Here is a 19,420-nt window from a genome sequence, read left to right as displayed (position 1 = left end):
TTCTTCATAATTGAGATCCTTAAGAATTCTCAAGATTTTCTAAGCAAATGAACCGAATAGATAGACTTACAGGCATTTTGACTCATCTACAATCCAAGCGAACTATTCGGGCGGTCGAACTTTCGGATCGCTTTCAGGTAAGTCTTAGGACCATTTACAGGGATATCAGGGCATTGGAAGAGACAGGAGTGCCAATAATTGGAGAAGCTGGGCAGGGCTATTCCTTAGTGGAGGGGTATCGATTGCCACCGGTGATGTTTACAAAACAGGAAGCATTGGCATTTATCGTGGTGGAAAAACTGGTAGAAAAGAACCTGGATGAAGAAAGTAACAGGTATTTCCAAGAAGCTCTTATCAAAATAAAAGCAATCCTGAAATCTGAAGAAAAAGATCTTTTGGGAAGAGTTGATGAAAATATTCAGGTTTTGAAAAGTAGGAACTCCATGGCTCCTTCCTCAAAAAGTAAAAATTTTCAAAGGGTTCTCGAAGGTATTTCCGACCGGAAAGTAATTTTTGGCACTTACACCACTTTTGAATCCCAAAACACTACCGAGCGGGAACTGGAACCGATTGGAGTTTATCATGCCTTTCAACAATGGTATTTGATTGCCTATTGTCGCTTGAGGAAAGATTACAGAACTTTTAGAATAGATAGATTTGATCGGCTTCAAGTCAAGGATGAAAGCTTAGTTCTGTCCAAACACCCCAAACTACAGCGTTTTTTAGAGAAGATTTCCTGTGAGCATAATCTCCATCAAATAGTGGTTGAGGTGCAAGAGGAGGCATTAAAATACCTTCAAAGTATGAAATACAATCTTGGCTATGTTTCAGAAAAAAAGAAAGGAAACATAACTGAAATGGTTTTTATGAATTCTTCCTTGGAATGGTTCCTTAGAAGTATTTTATACATGACGGATATGGTGAAAATCCAGCAACCCTTAGCTTTAAAGCAACGATTGGCTGATTTGATAGGAGAAATCAATCATGTTCAACAAGACTAAAACATTACTTTATTCTAGGATAAAACAGGAAAATAATTAGCTATTTATCAGATAATGGGCTGATTATGATTTTTTAAGTCTAATAAATTTTAATTTGTAGGTAGTTTTTGGTCGGACTCTAAGTTGAAGTCTTTCTTTTAATCGGTTGTTTGAAATTACTTTTTTCACACCACTGATTTTTTGCTTTCCAAAAACAGTAATCTAAGCTTTTGAAGCTTGTTTTTTGGCTTCGGGCAATCGAGAGAAAATTTAAAATTTTTATACATGGCTACTTTAAAAATCAAATTGAAAGGACAGGACCATTCCCAGTTTTTGAATGGGGAAGACAATGGTTTTGAATTTTACGCGCTGGATCAGGCATTTTCAGTAATGAATCCTACTCGAGGGGGTATTCCGGAGCATGTCATTGAAATAGATGATGACAAAATCATAGAATTTGAATTTGAAGATGATACTGTCTGGATCGGCGATAGAGATTCCTTAAGGGAGATTTTTCCTCAAGAATTTAAGCGCTCGGGAGATGAGGATGAGCTGTTCATGCCGCATGAATTAAGTACGGACGAGTCGGACAGAGGGATATTCAAAAAAGTCGGTATAAAGCTGCTTAAGGTTTTTGTGAAAAAGAAAGTCATCCGTCCAAAGATGCGGGAGATGGCATTCAAGTTGGAAAACAAGCAGTTGGCATTTACAGGGAATGATTTTGTAAAAGTAAAATATGGGATTTTATGTAAATGTAAACCGGATTTTGAACTGGAAGAAGCCAAAGATCTGAATATAAAAAAGAGGCATTTACTTTTTCTGCATGGGACAGGTTCTTCCACCAAAAGTTCTTTTGGAGATTTAAAAGACTCAGAAGATTGGAGGAAATTGACCCAGTCTTATGGGGAAGACCAAATTTTGGCTTTTCAGCACAGGTCCTTGACAACGAGTCCTCTGGAAAATGTTTTGGAGTTGGTAAGTCAACTCCCAGATGGAATCGAGCTGGATTTGCTGAGCCAATCGAGAGGTGGTTTGGTAGCCGATGTGCTTGCAAGATTCTGCACGGATAAGAATGGCTTTGGTCCGGAAGAAAAAGGAGTATTTATAGATAATGACCGCGATCGTGATCTGGAAGTTATCTCAGAGCTCAAAGAATTACTGGAGAAAAAGAAAATTACAATCCATAAAATGGTTCGGGTTGCCAGTCCTGCAAACGGGACCACATTAGCCTCGAAGCGCCTGAATATCTTCCTGAATGTTACTTTTAATTTAATCGGGCTAGCCACTGGCCAAGTAGGAAACCCTGTCTTTGTCACCTTTAAGGAGATGATCATGGAAGCAGTCTCCTGCAAGGATGATGTGGATGTTTTGCCGGGATTAGAAGCTATGAATCCTCAATCCCCCTTTATCAAGGCTCTTAATTATCAGGGTTCTGAGATTGTGATACAAGCTCCGCTTTTTGTGGTGGGAGGAAGTAGTGAGTTGAGTTTGAAATTCAAAAGTCTGGTGGTTTTGGTTGGGAAGTTCTTCTTCCTTGACAAAAATGATTTGGTGGTTGACACCGAAAGTATGAAATGGGGAGCAATCAGGAAGCCTGGAAATGTTTCCTATTTCATTGAAAAAAGTGGATTGATCGACCACTTTAAGTATTTCTCTACTACCAATACTCTATCGGCAGTTATAAAAGCATTAGAGGCTGAAATTGGTAAGATTCCTAGCGAGTTTACAGTTCAAGTGAAAACCAGCAGTTCTGATCGTGGAGTTCTGGGATTAGAGGGAGGAGATTACAGAAGAGAGAAAGTATCTGGAGAGAGACCAATTGTCATCATGCTTCCAGGTATCATGGGTTCCAACTTGAAGGATGACAAGATGCTTTGGATTAATTACTTCAGATTCCTGAAGGGCGATCTTTCCAAATTGGCCTATCAAGATGGAAAACCAGAAAAATTAGCAGCCGATTCCTTGATTGCTACCTCATATGAGGATCTCGGAAAGAACTTAGAGAAGACCTACGATGTCTTGACTTTTCAGTTTGATTGGAGACTGCCATTGACTCAGAGTGCGGCAATATTAAATGAGAAGGTTCAGGAATTATTGAAACTGAATCAACCAATCAAAATTGTAGCCCATAGCATGGGAGGGGTTTTGGTTCGTGATTTTATTGTTTACTACCCTGAAACCTGGGCAAGTTTAAATTCTTCTATAGGTTTTAGGGCTGTCTTTTTAGGGTCGCCGTTGGGAGGATCTTATCGAATTCCTTACGTTCTTTTTGGAAAAGACAGTATCATCAGACTTCTGGGAAAAATTGATATCAAGCACTCTACAAAAGATTTGCTGGCCGTTTTTTCCAATTTCCCCGGAATACTCAATTTGCTTCCAATCAATAAGGATGGAAGGCATGACTTTTCTGATCGGTCCTTTTGGGAAAAGCTCCGAACCGCATTTGGGGATGATTCCTGGCCTATTCCTTCCAAGAAGGTCTTGGCAGAATTTGGGAAACATCAACAAAAAGTCTTGGAATGCCTCGACACCATAGACTACAGAAACATTACCTACATAGCTGGTCAAAGCAGTAAAAAGGCATTTACAGTATCTGATCTGGATATTGTGGATGGGGAGCTAGTATTTTATGTAACCAATGCAGGAGATGAAAGTGTGACTTGGGAATCAGGTATTCCTGAAGGAATCAGGAAGTTGGGGCAGTTTTATTATTCCAATGTCACCCACGGAGGACTTTCAAAGGAAAGTAAACTTTTTGCAGCGATTGAAGATCTACTGATTTATGGAAGCACAAATAAACTTCAAAACAGTCTTCCTAGTGTAAGAGGAGAGGAGAAGGATTTCGAGGCCATTGAAACCGAATCATTTGATATCAGTGAGGAGAATGTTTTGAATACGATCCTTGGAGTGGATAAGAATGAAGAAAAATGGAAAGTAGAAACTCCAATTAGAGTAAGCGTGAGTCACGGTGATTTGAAATATGCCAAATTCCCAGTACTTGCAGGACATTTTGAATACGATGCGATATTAACTACCGAGAAGGCTATCGATATTCAACTCAAGGGAGAGTTGACAAGGCTGCATAGAATGGGGCTTTATCCAGGTCCAATTGGCACAAATCAGATTGTTTTAGCTGAAGAAGGATCTAATTCAAGTTTTAAAGGAGGAGTCATTGTTGGATTGGGTGTTCCGGGGGAACTTTCAGCTTACCAGTTAATGGTATCTATTGAAAAGGGTGTTTCCAGGTACTTGACGATTAAGAATCAGCCAGAACTTAAATCTGATATTAGTTCGAATTATGAGACTGTAGGAATCTCAGTAATCGCCATCGCAAACACATATGGCGGTTTGTCAACAGATAGTTCTATTCGTGCCATTATTTTAGGTATCCAGAGGGCTAATAGAAATGTCCGCAATTTTTACGAAGGGAAAATCCGATGCATCGAAGAAGTTGAAGTCATTGAATTGTATAATGACAAAGCCCTTTCTATCCTGAAATCGGTTCAGAGGCTTCAAACAAATGATAGCAGGGAATTTAATATTGTCTTCAAAGGAAAAGGTCTGGCAAGTAAAATCGGTAAGCGATGGAGAATTCCTTATGACAACTCATCAGATTGGTGGACAAGAATTACAGTCTGCGAGGATAAGGATGGGGAAGTAGAGAAATTCAAAATGTCGGTAGCAACAAGTGGGGCTAGTGAAAAAGTAGAAGAGGTAGATTCCAATAACAAAACTCTGGATATTCTGCTTCAAGATATGACCCGCAAGAATCAATATTCTCCAGATATTGCCAAAACCATGTATGAATTGCTGATTCCGCTCAGTTTCAAAGAGGAATTAAAAAGGCAAAATAATATCTCTTGGGTTTTGGATGCACCTTCAGCAGAGTACCCTTGGGAAATGATCCAGGAGGACGTTGACTCGGTTCCGCTTTGCATTCATTCTGGAATGGTAAGACAGTTGTCAACTGATAATTTCCGTGAAAAAACCGCCAGAGTCCAAGAGAAAAGTGCCCTGATAATCGGGGATCCTCTTTTGGATAAATTTATGTCCCAATTGCCTGGGGCCAAAAGAGAAGCTGAGATGGTGACTGGTATGCTGAAAGAGGAAAGCTATGAAACGCAGAGTCTCATTAACAGCACGGCTGCAGAGATCTTTCTGAAGTTATTTTCAAAAAACCATAAGATCATCCATTTAGCTGGTCATGGTGTTTTCAATTATGGACCGGCAAAATCTACAGGAATGGTGATTGGAAATAATGCTTTTTTGAGTCCTTCCCAGTTCGCCAATATGAGCGAAACAGCTGAATTGGTTTTTGTCAACTGCTGCTACCTTGGGCAGATGGATAGTGAAGCTGAAATGAATAGCCAACAGCGAAATAAATTTGCAGCGAATGTCGGAACTCAGCTTATCAACAATGGCGCTAGGGCAGTAATTGTGGCTGGTTGGGCTGTAGATGATACTGCAGCTTTGGAATTTGCGAAGGAGTTTTATTTGAACATGTTTGACGGTATCGGATTTGGGGAATCAGTAAAAAGAGCCCGTAAGAAAATCTACGAAGAATATGGAAGAAGAACCAATACTTGGGGAGCTTTCCAATGTTATGGAGATCCGTTTTATAAATTATCTGATGGTAAGAAAAGCCAATCAACAGAAGATGGATTTTTAGTGGTAGAAGAGGTGGAAATTGAGTTGAAAAACTTGGTACAACAGATGGAAGCCAATGATTATGATCATGAATACACCCTGAAGTCGATGATTCAATTGGAGAAGACAATTGATAAAATGGGAGTTTCTAATGATAAAATCCTTGAACTCTCAGCTTCTGTTTATTCAGGCTTGAATGAATATTCACGCGCAACTCAATGCTATCAAAAGTTAATGACTTCCAGTAAGTCTAATTACTCTATCAAGTCCCTGGAAAAATATTGCAATGTTCGCGCTAAGTTGGCCGTAGAAGAGTTTTTGGAAAACCAGGAAAATAAACCTGTCTTACTTAAGCAGCTAGACGAAGTTTTAGAGGATTTAAAAGTTTTGATTCGTATTGGTAATAGTTCTGAAAGATACAGTCTGCTAGGAAGTACCCTTAAAAGAAAAATGTATGTCTTGAGTTTTTCTGAAACAAAGAAAGCGATGACAGCATTGGAAGAAGCTATGAATGCTTATGAAACAGCCAATAATATCAATGAATTCAGAAACCCTTATCCTTTGACCAATTGGCTGACTCTTCAGAAAATCAAATTGCTATATGAAGGGAAAACCGGAGTTTCAGGGATTTCATTAAAAGGAAGGAAGGCACTTGAAGATCTTTTAGAATCTTACGAAAACGAAAATAGAATCAGTGCTGATTTTTGGACTTTAGCCAATAAGGCTACTCTTAAGTTGAGTATGTATCTAATTGGAATTGGAAAGGTAGATCTTGCTGATGTTCAAAAATCCTACGATCAAGTTTGGGGTATTGCAGGGAATAAAGGCAATAAAGTTTCAGAGATAGAGCATCTAGAAATTCTCTCCGCGATGCTTTCAGCGATAAAAAATGAAAAAGCAGCTGATTTGTTTGAAGGTTTGGAATCATTGAAAAAGCACTTGAAATCCAAACTTTGATAGACTGAAAAAAATAACCCTAAATCCATTCAAGGATTTAGGGTTAATAGAGCAGAGGGTGGGGGATTCGAACCTTTTGAACATATCTTACCAAAACTTGCTGAAAATGGTCCTAATGGGCTGTTATATCAATGTTTTTATTCAGATTTGAAAGTGTTTGACAGCTTTTGCCTGACTTTTTCGCTACTGAATTCGCTACTGAAAAATTCATTCAGTATCTTTCCTGCCTAATCAAAAAGGATATGGAAGCTACTGTAAAATTCATTTTGAGACATGATCTAGAGAATAAAAAGGGAGAGCAGCCTTTAATGCTGGTAATTCACCTGGCAGGTCAAAGAAAAGTGATTTCCACTGGAATCAAGTTAATACCGAATCTCTGGTCAGCAGATAAACAAGAAATTAAAGATATCACAGTAAAACAAAAAACTTTGCTAGAAAAGCAATTTAGTGATGCTGTTCCTCAAAAAAGCATTTTAATTCAATATCAGGATGAACTTCTCAGGCTTCGAAATCAGATAAGGCAAATTGAGGAAAATTTTAGATTGAATGAGATTCCCTATAATCTCGAGATGCTAGTCGAAAAGATAAAGGAGTCTAAAAAACCTTTGATCAAAAAGACCGAACGAACTGATTTGGTTTTTGATTTCATCGACAAATACATTGAGGAAAATGAATTGTCGCGTGTCAAAGGAAGTATGGTTGTTTATAAATCCCTTAAAAAACATCTCAAAAACTTTCAGGATGAAAGACGTAGCCCAATTAGGTTTGAGGATATGGACTATTCATTTATGCAGAGTTTTCAGAATTTTTTAATCAAGTGGAAAGAAGTAAATCCTGAAACCGGGTATGTTCATACCCTTTACAATATTTCAATAGCAAAACAGTTGAGTACCTTAAAGACTTTTTTGGGCTATGCGATAATTAAAGGCATCAATGTTAATAATGGATATAAAACCTTCAAAATAAAGAGAGAAAAATTGGAGGTAATTGCCTTGAATCAAAAGGAATTCGATTCGCTTTACGAGCTAGACCTTAAATCCAATAAGAGATTGGACCAGGTAAGAGATATTTTTCTTTTTAGTTGTGTAACTGGTTACCGCTATTCTGATTTGAGACAGCTCAAAAGAGAACATATCAAAAATGATGAAATTAGGCTTACGACTACTAAGACAAAGGAGCCTCTCGTTGTTCCATTAACCCGAATCTCAAAGGAAATTCTGAAAAAATATGAGGATATGATTTCACCAATTCCAATGATTTCAAATCAGAAGTTAAATAAATACGTAAAGGAGGTCTGCAAACTTGCAGAAATAAACGATCCAGTTGAAATTATTCGTTTCAAAGGAGCAAAAAGGTATGCTTCATTACATCCAAAACATGAACTCGTTAGTGCTCATACTGGTAGAAAAACATTTGTTACTCTTTCCTTAGCAAAAGGAATTCCGGCAGAAGTCGTTATGAAAATTACCGGTCATTCAGATTATAAAAGCTTTAAACGCTACGTTGAAGTAGATGAAGATCGAAAAAGAAACGCCATGAGCTTGGCTTGGGATTAAACTTATTATTGAATGAAAAATTTTGAAACCAAGATTTCACTTGGTCAATATAAGGCAAAAGAGCTATTCTGGTATTTTGATGAACTCTCTGAAGAAGAGAGGGTTTTGGCCTACAGAATGGGTTGGAAGATATTTGATGAGAACAAAATGTTTTTTGAGGATTTTTATTCTTTTCACAAAAGGAAAGGAGCCCTCCTTCAAGTATTAGGATACTTCCTTGCTTTGTGTCTTTTTCTTTCTGTTGTCTATATACTCTTTGTTCATCCTTCCTCTTTGAAATATGCTTTGGCCGGATTTGTATTGGCAGGGTCAATAATGACTTTTTTTGTAGTCATCGGAAAAGCCAGAAAAAACTTAAGTGAAACTAAACGGTTTTTCAATTTTATAGATCCAATAGACAAAAAAGAGAATTTTAAAGAATTTCTAAGTCTTAGTTCAAATGACCTTAGGCATGCTGAAACCTTTTATTCAAACCTTCGAAAAGGGAATGATTATCAAGAGGAGCAAAGCAATTTGGTAGAGTATGACAAAACAGTTTCTCTACTTGCGATAGAAATGATGCTTGGTGAATTAGGTGTCCTTAATGAATTAAAACAAAAGCTAATTCAAAGTGATCAGAAAATCAAAAGTGGTTCATTTGATAAAGTCGTATCCAGTGTGGTTGGTGGAACCGACAGGGGGATCCGCGATTATTTTTCTAAAATTTCACCGGAGATTTCCAATTCCAGAAGATTAAGTGCCAAGAGGAAGGAACAACTGATTAAAGTCAAAGAGATTTTCATTAATGCTGGATTAAGGGAGAAAGCCGTGGATATCGATGATTTTATCCAAGAAAGAACAGATTTGTAAGACTTTATTTCTTTTTGGATAGTATCCCTTTACCTATCCAAGCCCTTTTTTGAACACATTCGGCCATTAACAAAATTATAGCCGATTATGGATAATGTAATCTTAAGCCCTATAGACAAGGGGCAACTCATCAATGAAATAGCCGAGGCTATTGTCTTCAAGCTATCCAATATTTCTAATCCTACTCAACCAGAGGAAGAGTTCATCAAAATCCCAGAGGTGATGAAGCTTTTAGGCAGATCACGCACTACAATAAATAATTGGAGAAAGGAGGGCTATCTAAAAGAACACATGATAAACAGCAGTGTCTATTTCAAGAAATCTGAGGTTCTCAATGCTGGTCGTCAGCGAAATCCTAGAAAAAAATAAAGCGAAACCTTTCGAATTCGCTCAATTTTCTTGTGGATTCAGTATCCTGTTTGACGACGTAAAGATACTGTTTCTGCATTCACTTTCAAACTCTTACATGCAGAACGATGAAAAAAAACGTCCAAAGTTTTAAATCCCATGATCCTCATCAAGGGGATTTCTTAATCATTAAATCAGCTAATCAATGGATAGATGATGCCAAAAGTAAATCCATTCCGAAAAAGATATTCGGCCCCTTCTGGTATGAGGAGGAGCTTTGCATTCTCTTCGCCGATACCAATCAGGGAAAGTCACTCCTTGCAGTTCAAATCATAGACAGTATTACCAAAGGTATTCCAACACTTGGAGTAGAAATGGATCTAAAAGCTTCTAAGGTAATTTATTTCGACCTGGAACTAACTGCCAAGCAATTTGAAATGAGATATGCTCAATATGATACCGTAAAGGATATTTTGTTTGATCATTTTGAATTCAGTGAGCTCTTTTTGAGAGCAGAAATCAATCCCCATGGTTTTGATGAATCCATAGAGGAATACGAAACTTTTTTATTCAAAGAGATAGAAAATCAAGCGTCTAAGTCTAGAGCTAAAATTTTGGTGATCGACAATTTATCCTGCGTGATTTCAGATAATGAAAAGGCCAGGAATACCACTCCATTTCTGATACGACTCAATAACCTAAAGAAAATCTATGGTTGGTCAATCCTATTAATCGCCCATACTCCTAAAAGAAATCTATTTGCTCCCATTAGCAGAAATGACATTCAGGGCAGTAAAAGCTTTATCAACTTAATTGATTCTTGTTTTGCAGTTGGAGAAAGTCAAAAAGACCCCTCAATCAAATACCTGAAGCAAATCAAAGTAAGGTATGGGGCTTTTCAATTTCCATCTGAGAATGTGCTGGTGTGCAAAATTGGGAAGGAATCAAATTTCAGCTCTTTCAAGTTTTTGGAATGTGGGAAAGAATCAGATCATTTAAAGCAGCTGAATCCTGCTGATAAACCTAAGATGAAAGCCAAGGCATTCGAACTTAAAAAAGAGGGGCATTCCAATGTTAAAATAGCCCAGGAGATAGGAGTGTCTGAGGGTGCAGTCAGAAAATGGTTGAAGCAACTAGAGCCTGACGATTAAGCTTGTTCGAATTATTCGAACTGTACGAGGGGTACGAGGTGTACGAACTGTACGAATTTGACTTTCTCTTATCCCTCTTTTTCTTTTTGATGATTTCGCGAAATAGCTGGCAAAAAGAAGAACAATTAGGTTGCTATTAAAATTGATTAAAAGTATATTTATGTATAGATGGTTTTATATAAAAATGTAATTATGTTGAACTATTCAAGAGTAAAACAAGAAGCAGAACGTGTCAAGCGAGATTTTCCTGTTGTAGATTATTTCCAATGTTTAGTTAGTTCAGGTTTCTTGAAATACGAGGGGATTCAAGGAAAGGAATACTTCTTTGGCTTTCTTACTCAGCGAACCGGGTCAATAGCTGTGGACGCAAATGCCAATCTATGGTATGACCATTCTGCCGGTAGAGGCGGTGATATTTTAGAAGCTGTCCAGGTATTTGAAGGTAAATCATTTACGGAATCCATTCAGAGGCTTTCTGATTCACCTCCAGAAAGAATAACTATTCAAAAAAAGAAATCTGTATCGGCTCCTAACATTGTGGTTGAAAACGTGAAGGAAATCTCTCATAATGCTTTGGTTAATTTCATCCGGGAAAGGGGCTTGGAGCCGGACGAAATCAATCAGTTTGCTAAGGAAGTGCATTGGCGGAATAAGGGTAAGCGCTATTTTGCTGTCGGCTTTCCTAATGAGTCGGAAGGGTGGGTGCTTAGGTCATCTATATTTAAAGGAAATATTCTGGGAGGAGGAATTTCAATCAAAATCTTGGGTAAACCTGAGAAGATAAAAATCTTTGAAGGCTGGTTCGATTTTCTGAGCTATCTGAAGTTATCTAGAGCATCAGATTTTAAAGCTATTATTTTAAACAGTACTGCCAATCTCAGTTTACGGTTAATGCTGGATATTTTGAATGAGAGTGAGAAAGTTGATCTCTATCTAGATAACGATGCTACCGGTGAGGAGAGCACAATTAATTTCGTGAGGGTTGCCCAACTGTTTTGCTACTGCCATCAAAATGGATTATCTACCGATTGGGATCTGAAGGCTTTGAGAGGGAGTAGAGATAAAATAGTAAAGTTGCTAGCGAACTTGAAAATAAAATCCTCAGAAGTGAATAAAATCTGGAGAATTCAGACCGATGTTTCTGATCAAAGATCCTATTATGAGAGTTTTGAAGATGTTAATGAATTTTTGATGAGAGCGATCCAGAAGTGATTATTTTCTGTCAGAATGCCAAAGTGGAATAGATTTGAGGATTAAGTTTGTTTGGTAGGAAAGGGATAAGTGAGTGCGCTTATATATGAGAGTAATTTAGTTAGGTTATTGAATAAGAGATAGTAAGCGTTTACTTTCGACTACAAACGCTTAATTTGCGACTCTTATGATTTTTGTTCATTGAACTAGTTTCAAAAACTCAAGGAAAGCGCAAATCAAATATTACTATTACAGCCCTTGCCCAAAGCCAAGCGGATTAAAATTTTTATTCCCTATGCTCTAAAGCAGGGGCGGGAACAATTGAAATTGATTAATTCCTGTTTTACCATCCCAACTAAAAGCTCTGTAGTCTATTCAATACCCCAGAAAACTGGGAGTCGCTTCGACGGTTATATGAAGTTAGGTCAGCTAAGAAAAAAGAATCAGTCCCAGTTAAATCCTTGAATGTCCAATTTATACAGGAATTGGCAGATTTGGAACAGAAATTAATTCTTAAAGCCTATAGCTCAGCTACTTTTTAAATCTATGCTTCTTCCTTAACCCAATTTTTATCTTTTTTAGAAAGCCGAAATATAAAGGATGTGACTAAGGAAGAATTGAAGCATTTGTCTATCATCAAATCACCAAATTTAAGATTTCAGAAAGTGCCCAGAATAAGCAGATAATGCAATTAAAGCATATTACGAGCATGTATTTGGAAGGGGCGTACTATCTATGAGATCCAGCGCCTTAATAAAAGTCTGTTCCAAATATTTTGAACCAGGAGGAAGTAAAAGCTATCCTTCAGAGTATTGACTGTCTCAGGCGGTGGGCAGAACTAATGTTGATTTTTAGTGCGGGGTTGAGGATCAGTAAGGCCGTCAAGTTGAGGATCCGTAACATCCATTCAGATGAAGGCTACATTTTTATTATTGGATCCAAAGGTGAAAAAGATCAGAAGACATTACTTTTCCTGTTTTGCCTGGAATTACTGCGACAGTATTACAAACCATATAAACCAAGTTACTGGCTTTTTGAAGGGCAAGGAGGGTGGACAATATTCTTCTACAAGTATTCAGGCATTATTTCAAATTCGCTTTTCTTTAAAATCTTTTTGTCGAAAGTAATTGGCCTTAGGTCGACGGTATATAGTCAATGATCTCCTCATTAACCTTTTTGGATTCCAGGTAAATTATTATTGGTCATCAATATGACTCTAGCTACCATGTTTTTTTGGTGCGCAGATTATTCGGAACCTACTAATTAATGTGGTGTAACATACAAATAAATATGAAAAAGCACTTCTACTTTCACGTTTTGGGCTATTCCTATATATATAGTTATAAATTCCTTCTCGCATTTTCATTTGTTTTTGCTTTCGTAGCAAAAATACAAGGGTATGCTCAAACAACTAAAATTGTTGCTAATCAAATTACCTTTCAAAGTCCTGATGATAGAATGATATCTGTATCAGGTTGTGGTTTGCTAAATCTTGAACCTTGCTATGGGCTATCTGTAGATAATGCTGGCAATGCTCTTTCAGATGACGAGCAGTTTGCTCGCATTTATGCGAGTCCAGGTCTAGTTGCAGGATTAGCTTCCTATGACGGGGAGCTTGAATTAAAATTCCCTTCTGAATTACCTGCAGACACCTGGTCTTACGTGAGAATAGGAGCAGATGAAAGTTTGTTACAGGCGCTTCTGGGAGGTAGCCTGGGTGAGCTACTAAGTGATGTCCTGGGGTCGGTATTATTGGGTAATCAAGAAATAGAAATCCAAGCAAGGACATCTGGTGGAGTAGCCGTGTTATCCAGAACCAGCACGCAGGGCTTTGATACGGATCGGGTAAGGCTAGTTCAAAATGGGACGGGTGATTATTTTTTGGCGATCAAACCTAATGTAGCCTATGATCGGATTCGACTGATTAATAGATCAATCTCCGTACTTGGCTTGGGTTCAGAGTATAGACTGGATGTTTATAGTGCGTTTTATCTAAATGGCGATGATTCTTGTGGTGAATTCAGGTTCACCTCGTTTGATGGAGAGGGAATTTCTCTTGATTTATTGGGTGCTGGAGTCGATAATACAGAAAATGCGATTGATTCAGACCTGAACTCGTATTCCGAAATCAGCATAGGCACCTTAGGTGTGGGAGCATCCATGTTCCAGTTGGTTTATTTTGAAACCTCATCTGCGCCTGAAGACTATTTCAAAGTGAAATTGGGTGTTGCCAATGCAGGTGTTTTGACAGCTGATTTAATTGGTGGAATAGAAGTACGTGCTTATAACGGATCTAATTTAGTCTTTATCCAAAAGCTATCCGGAGGATTGATCAATGGATTGGATGTGCTTGGTCTGCTTCAAAGTGGAAGTACAGTTACCCTTCCTTTTGGTCCAGGAGTAGCTTTTGACAGAGTTACGGTAGGATACACCTCCGTTGTTTCCTTAAATGCCCTTTCCAATTCTCCAATCAGATTATATGATGTGCAGCGTTTCGGGGCTGCCTGTCCAGATCCTGATCCGATTCCTTTGCCTACCGCAACAGAGCTAATGCTCAGCAATAGCAGCTGTGATGCTACGGTATTGGCTTTTGAAAATGCCAATTTCCCACTCAATTCTGTTGATGGAAATAACGATACCTATACTACCCTCAGCGCCAGTTCCGGTATTGCATTGGGAGTGGGAGATTATGAGGGATTTGTGGAGTTGGGATTTGATTCCCGGGCTGCAGGTACCTCTTCATATGTGAGAATAGATTTTGACGAGGAAGTATTGTTAGGCTTACTTGATGGAACTGCCGGAGAGCTTCTGGGCGGAGTGGTAGACAATGTTCTTTTTGGGAGTCACTACTTTACCGTGGAGGTTAAGAATAACGGATCGCAGGTTTTTGAAAGCTCAAGTAACAATGGTTTTTTCAATCAACCAGTCAAAATAGTTCAGGATAAGAACAACCATTACTATGTAGAAGTAACTCCTGAGAGTGCTTATACCAGTATAAGAATTAAAGAATCATTGGGTGCAATTGCAGGCCTGGGCGAAGTGCGGAGCATGAATGTTTATCATGTGTGTACTTCAACAGGTTTTGAGCCATGTGAGCAGGCATTTGCTACGTATTCGGAATCGGAAGGTATCAGTCTGGATCTTCTTGGATTAGGAGCAGCAGGGGTAGTTGATGCAGGATTTGCTATTGACGGTGATCCGGCAACTGCTTCAGAGGTAAGTATTGGAGTAGCGGGACTTGGATCCAGCGTTTACCAGTTTGTGAATTTCCATTCTTCATCAGCTCCTGAAGATCACTTCAGAGTGAAACTGGCGATGGAAGGTGGAAATCTGTTGACCGCAGAAATTTTAGGAAGCATAGTTATCAAAGCTTTTGATGGGGATACAGAAGTGTACTCTCAGGGTCTTCGGGATGGCTTGATATCAGGATTGGATTTATTGGGATTACTCCAAAGCGGAGGAACAATTAATCTTCCTTTTGGCCCCGGCTTAGCTTTTGACAGAGTTGCAGTGGGGATAGAATCTTTGGTGAGTGCCAATGTGATTCAGAATCCAGTGAAAATTTTCAGCATAGAAAGATTCAGTGCAGCATGTCCAGATCCAGAGCTGACTGCCCCACCTGAGACTATTCCACCATTTAACACTTCAGATTGTGCTGCCGAAGTAGTGGACTGGGCAAATACCAATTTCCCACTCAATGCAGTGGATGGGAACAATGATTCCTATGCGGTATTATCTGCAAGTACAGGTACGGCATTGGGACTAGGGGCCTATAGTAGCCATATCGATTTGAGGTATGCAGCTCCAGTAGCCGCGGGCGAAACATCCTATGTTCGGATAGAATTTGAAAATGACGAGTTGAATGCCTTGTTAGGTGGAAGTTTAGGTTCAGATTTGGCGGATCTATTGGGGTCAGTGGCACTTGGTGATCACTACTTCACCGTCACACCAAAAACTGCCGGAGGGACGGATATTTATACAGCTAGTAGCGCCACAGGTTTTGGTAATCAGGATGTTCGCGTAGTTCAGGATGAATCAGGCAGATTCTACATCGCCTTTACTGCAGATCAGGCCTATCAATCAGTAAGAATTGACCACTACTTAGCTGCACTAATTGGATTGGATAACACAGCTACCATGCACGTCTTCAGCATGTGTAGAGAGACGGAATTTGATCTATGTGAACAAGCTACTTTTACTGATTTTGACGGTTCTGGTATTGCTGTTGACCTATTGGATATCACAAAAGGAGGCGTGTTTAACCCTCAAAATGCCATTGACGGAAACAGTTTAAATTATTCCACAATCAATCTTGGAATTGCTGGAATAGGGGCAACTGTCTATCAAAACATTTATTTCAAAACAAAATCTCAGAACACGGACGCGCTACGAATCAGAGTGCAACTTGACGAACCGGGAATTTTGAATTTGAATCTTGCAGGTTCATACCGTTTGATTCTTTACAATGGCAACGATGAAGTTTACAATGAATCACTTCAGGATGCCTTGATAAATAACCTGGACCTATTGGGTCTTCTTAATTCAGGGGGAATTCAGGAGCTTTTGATCGAACCGGGAGTGGTGTATGACCGGGTTAGTTTTGGACTTCAGTCCATTGCCGCAATAAATACCAGTGCACCGATCAGATTGTACGGAATCAGCCGGATTTCCGACGGATGTCCAGATCCTGATGTGGCTGATCCTCCATATTTAAGCCCAGTCTGTGCAGAGGAATTGATTGATGCGTCTTTCGCAGATAATCTTGCCAATCTTTTTGACGGAAACTTTAACAGTTTCGCTACCATCAATTCCAGCGGAGGCGCATTATTTACCGGAATTGGAGCATACTCCGGGCATATAACTCTTGGATACGGAGACGGTGTAGTAGTACCGGCAGGTACTACATCATACATGAGAATAGATACTGATGCAAGCTTACTGGATGCGCTACTTGGTGGTAGTGTAGGCGGAATATTGAGCGATTTGTTGAATACCGTTGTCCTTGGAGATCATTACTTCACAGTTTCTGCAAATGACACGGGCGGGACCCCACTTTTCACTGCAAGCAGTGATAATAGTTTTGCCGGATTTAATGATCAGGTGAAAATCGTTCAGGATGCACTTGGAAGATACTATTTGGCGATTACGCCAAATGCAGCTTACAATAGCATAACTGTGGAAGATCAAACTGCCGGAGGATTGTTCGGTGAAGACAACAGCATCAATATCTATGGTCTTTGCTACGATACAGGTGCGGAAGCTTGTGCAACAGGATTTACTACATCTTTTGATGGTTCTGGGATTACGGTTGATGCAGGTTCAATTGGTAGTTATGGGGTTACCAATGCAGAACGCGCTCTTGATAATAATAACAATGACGATTACTCCGAAATCAGCTTAGGCATCCTAGGAGTAGCCGGTTCCATCCAGCAGAACATACAGTTCAGACAGACGATTCCTGCAGGAGGGGCATTTAAAATCAAACTTGGAGTTGGAGCCGGAGTATTGGATGCAGATGTCATTGGAAGAATCGAAGTGGTGGGTTACTTGGATGGGGTCGAAGTTTACGATGAAACTCTGGAAAATGCGGTTCTAGGGAATGTGAATCTGGTAGATCTATTTAACAACGGAGCCAATGAAGAAATCCGTATTTCCCCAGGTGTGGCTGTTGATGAAGTAGCAATTCGCTTAAGATCATTGGTTTCAGTCACTGCTGTACCGAACGTTCGCTTGTATTATATTCTTCAGGATTGTGAAACTCCTGATTTCCAGGCTTGGGAAAGCTATGTCATAGATGGAGATCCTTCATTGACTTCAGTTTCAGGTGGTGAAACAATAGTGTATACTATCCATGTGAGAAATACAGGGACTGTTCCTATGACAGATTACCTGATTACTGATGCTATTCCTGCTAATACTACTTATATAAGTGGTGGTGTTGAAAATGGGGGCGTTGTTTCATTCGACGCGATTGACATCGCTCCAGGAGAAACAGTCACAGTAAGTTTCACTGTATTGGTGGATGAAAATCTGACCGATGTAGAATTTGTTTCCAATGTAGCCCTGGTTAAATCCCTTCCGGAAGATCCTGGAGTGGAAACATATCCGGCATTGGACAATGAAAACCCAACCGATCCGGATGAGAGTGGAGATACTGGAACAGATATTCTGGTTGACGCTATTTTCTCAGCAGAACTCTGGAAAGCAGTAACAGTAGATGGCGATGCCAATGTCGCAGCAGTAAGCGGTAGCGAGACTTTGGTCTATACCATATTTATTAGAAATACCGGTAATCAAGATTTGACAGATCTGTCAATTTCAGATGCACTTCCAAATGGAATTACGTACGTTTCCGGCGGCACTTTAGTGGGAAATGATGTTAACTTCTCATTGCCTGGATTGGCAGTGGGATCTACTACTACCGTAGGTACATTCACTGCAACAGTAGATTCTGACCTTACTGGAATAGATGAAATCATCAATATTGCAGTTGCCAATTCCGCAGATTTACCAGCTCCAATTGAATCCTATCCTCCGCTAGACAACAGCAATCCTACCGAACCTGATACGGCAGCTGATCCTGGGACAGTGTTGGATGTTACGCCTGTTCATGCGGTTGATTTTGATAAAATTGGATTGAGTAATAATGCTGATTCTGATGGGAAAGCTATTGTTGGGGATATCATTACTTATACTTTGACAGTCACAAACACTGGCAATAAGTTACTTACTGATATCTCAGTTGTAGATCAGATCCCGGCAAATACAACAGTAGTTGATAACGGTGGGGGAACTGCAGGTACTGGAACTCTGACTTTTGATATTGCTTCCTTGGCGGTTGGCGCCATGCAGGAGTTTACTTTTACCGTTCAAGTAGATGCTGTAACAGGTTCAGATCCAATCGTAAATAATGCAGAGGCATTTTATACAGATGAAGTTGGTGGAAATGCATCAGAGACAGCTCAGCATTCCATGCCAACTGATTGTATGGTGATAGATGCCGGTGATATTACCCTGACAGCAGATCAAAGTGCAATCTGTGTTGGAGAATCCACCATTTTGCACGCGAGCCTAAACGGAATCAGTATTCCAAATCCTGAATTCAGATGGTATCTGGATGCAAGTTTGACAGGAGCGTATTTCGCAGGAGCTGATTATGAGGTAAGTCCTACAGCAAATACAACTTATTACGTCACTGTTGTGAAAGATGGATTTTGCTTTAGCACTCCAGCTCCCACTATATCGGTAAATGTAAATTCCAACGCTATAGCTTCAGATATAATAACAACAGATGTAGCTATTTTATTAGGAGAAAGCACAACCCTTTCAGCAACAAGCAGTACCGTAAGCAATCCTGTATTCAGGTTCTATTCCGATGCTGCGTTGAAGACAGAGCTTACAGATTTGACCGTAAGCCCAATTATAACTACAATTTATTATGTGACAGTCTCTGGTGACGAAGTCTGTGAAAACACTGGAGCTGATACCGGAACCATTACAGTAAGCGTGAACCAAAGCTCAACTGTAGATGACGTAAGTTTCGCAGTTACCCCAGGTACTCCTTTCGTAGGCACATTGCCAATCACTCCAGGCAGTGGGGCTATCGTAGAAATCACCCCTGATCTAAGCGGCGTACCAGCCGGAGTAACGGTGAGCATTGCCTTGGACGGCACGGTAAGTATTGATGTTCCAGCGGGATACACAGGTCCTACGAGCTTTGCCATCCCTTATGAAGTGACTG

Annotated in this window: 9 protein-coding genes; all 9 read left to right on the top strand. The window is 39.5% G+C overall.

Translation table 11 applies throughout. The features are described from left to right. Positions 1–47 precede the first annotated feature (47 nt). Entirely contained in the window at positions 48–1,001 is a 954-nt protein-coding gene (locus tag J0A69_RS17750) for a helix-turn-helix transcriptional regulator (RefSeq protein ID WP_206587963.1), read from the top strand. A 264-nt stretch (positions 1,002–1,265) separates the two neighbouring features. Next, a complete protein-coding gene (locus J0A69_RS17745) occupies positions 1,266–6,584 on the top strand; it encodes a CHAT domain-containing protein (protein WP_206587962.1) in 5,319 nt (1,772 codons plus the stop codon). Between the two features lie 242 nt (positions 6,585–6,826). Then, complete coding sequence (locus tag J0A69_RS17740) at positions 6,827–8,140, top strand: site-specific integrase (RefSeq protein ID WP_206587961.1); 1,314 nt, start codon at positions 6,827–6,829, stop codon at positions 8,138–8,140. 12 nt (positions 8,141–8,152) lie between these two features. Beyond that, the gene (locus J0A69_RS17735; RefSeq protein ID WP_206587960.1) at positions 8,153–8,989 is read left to right on the top strand and encodes a hypothetical protein; all 837 of its coding nucleotides are present in this window, start codon (positions 8,153–8,155) and stop codon (positions 8,987–8,989) included. 87 nt (positions 8,990–9,076) lie between these two features. Beyond that, on the top strand, positions 9,077–9,358 hold the full coding sequence (locus tag J0A69_RS17730; RefSeq protein ID WP_206587959.1) for a helix-turn-helix transcriptional regulator: 282 nt from the start codon (positions 9,077–9,079) through the stop codon (positions 9,356–9,358). Positions 9,359–9,465: 107 nt separating this feature from the next. Continuing rightward, the gene (locus tag J0A69_RS17725; RefSeq protein WP_206587958.1) at positions 9,466–10,488 is read left to right on the top strand and encodes an AAA family ATPase; all 1,023 of its coding nucleotides are present in this window, start codon (positions 9,466–9,468) and stop codon (positions 10,486–10,488) included. A gap of 192 nt (positions 10,489–10,680) precedes the next feature. Further along, positions 10,681–11,700, top strand: a complete 1,020-nt coding sequence (locus tag J0A69_RS17720) for a toprim domain-containing protein (protein WP_206587957.1) — start codon at positions 10,681–10,683, stop codon at positions 11,698–11,700. A gap of 754 nt (positions 11,701–12,454) precedes the next feature. Further along, entirely contained in the window at positions 12,455–12,838 is a 384-nt protein-coding gene (locus tag J0A69_RS22790) for a tyrosine-type recombinase/integrase (RefSeq protein ID WP_206587956.1), read from the top strand. Between the two features lie 131 nt (positions 12,839–12,969). Then, the coding region (locus J0A69_RS17710) for a DUF7507 domain-containing protein (RefSeq protein ID WP_206587955.1) at positions 12,970–19,420 on the top strand (6,451 nt) is incomplete at its 3' end.

This window comes from Algoriphagus pacificus (assembly GCF_017254845.1).
Taxonomy (GTDB): domain Bacteria; phylum Bacteroidota; class Bacteroidia; order Cytophagales; family Cyclobacteriaceae; genus Algoriphagus; species Algoriphagus pacificus.
The sequence above is the reverse complement of the archived record's forward strand: the minus strand, read 5'-3'. Positions and strand labels throughout refer to the sequence as shown.

Bases quoted from the DNA above. Each gene is read 5' to 3' on its own strand.
- J0A69_RS17730 (WP_206587959.1), top strand. From the start codon at position 9,077: ATGGATAATGTAATCTTAAGCCCTATAGACAAGGGGCAACTCATCAAT.
- J0A69_RS17735 (WP_206587960.1), top strand. From the start codon at position 8,153: ATGAAAAATTTTGAAACCAAGATTTCACTTGGTCAATATAAGGCAAAA.
- J0A69_RS17740 (WP_206587961.1), top strand. From the start codon at position 6,827: ATGGAAGCTACTGTAAAATTCATTTTGAGACATGATCTAGAGAATAAA.
- J0A69_RS17745 (WP_206587962.1), top strand. From the start codon at position 1,266: ATGGCTACTTTAAAAATCAAATTGAAAGGACAGGACCATTCCCAGTTT.
- J0A69_RS17725 (WP_206587958.1), top strand. From the start codon at position 9,466: ATGAAAAAAAACGTCCAAAGTTTTAAATCCCATGATCCTCATCAAGGG.
- J0A69_RS17720 (WP_206587957.1), top strand. From the start codon at position 10,681: ATGTTGAACTATTCAAGAGTAAAACAAGAAGCAGAACGTGTCAAGCGA.
- J0A69_RS17750 (WP_206587963.1), top strand. From the start codon at position 48: ATGAACCGAATAGATAGACTTACAGGCATTTTGACTCATCTACAATCC.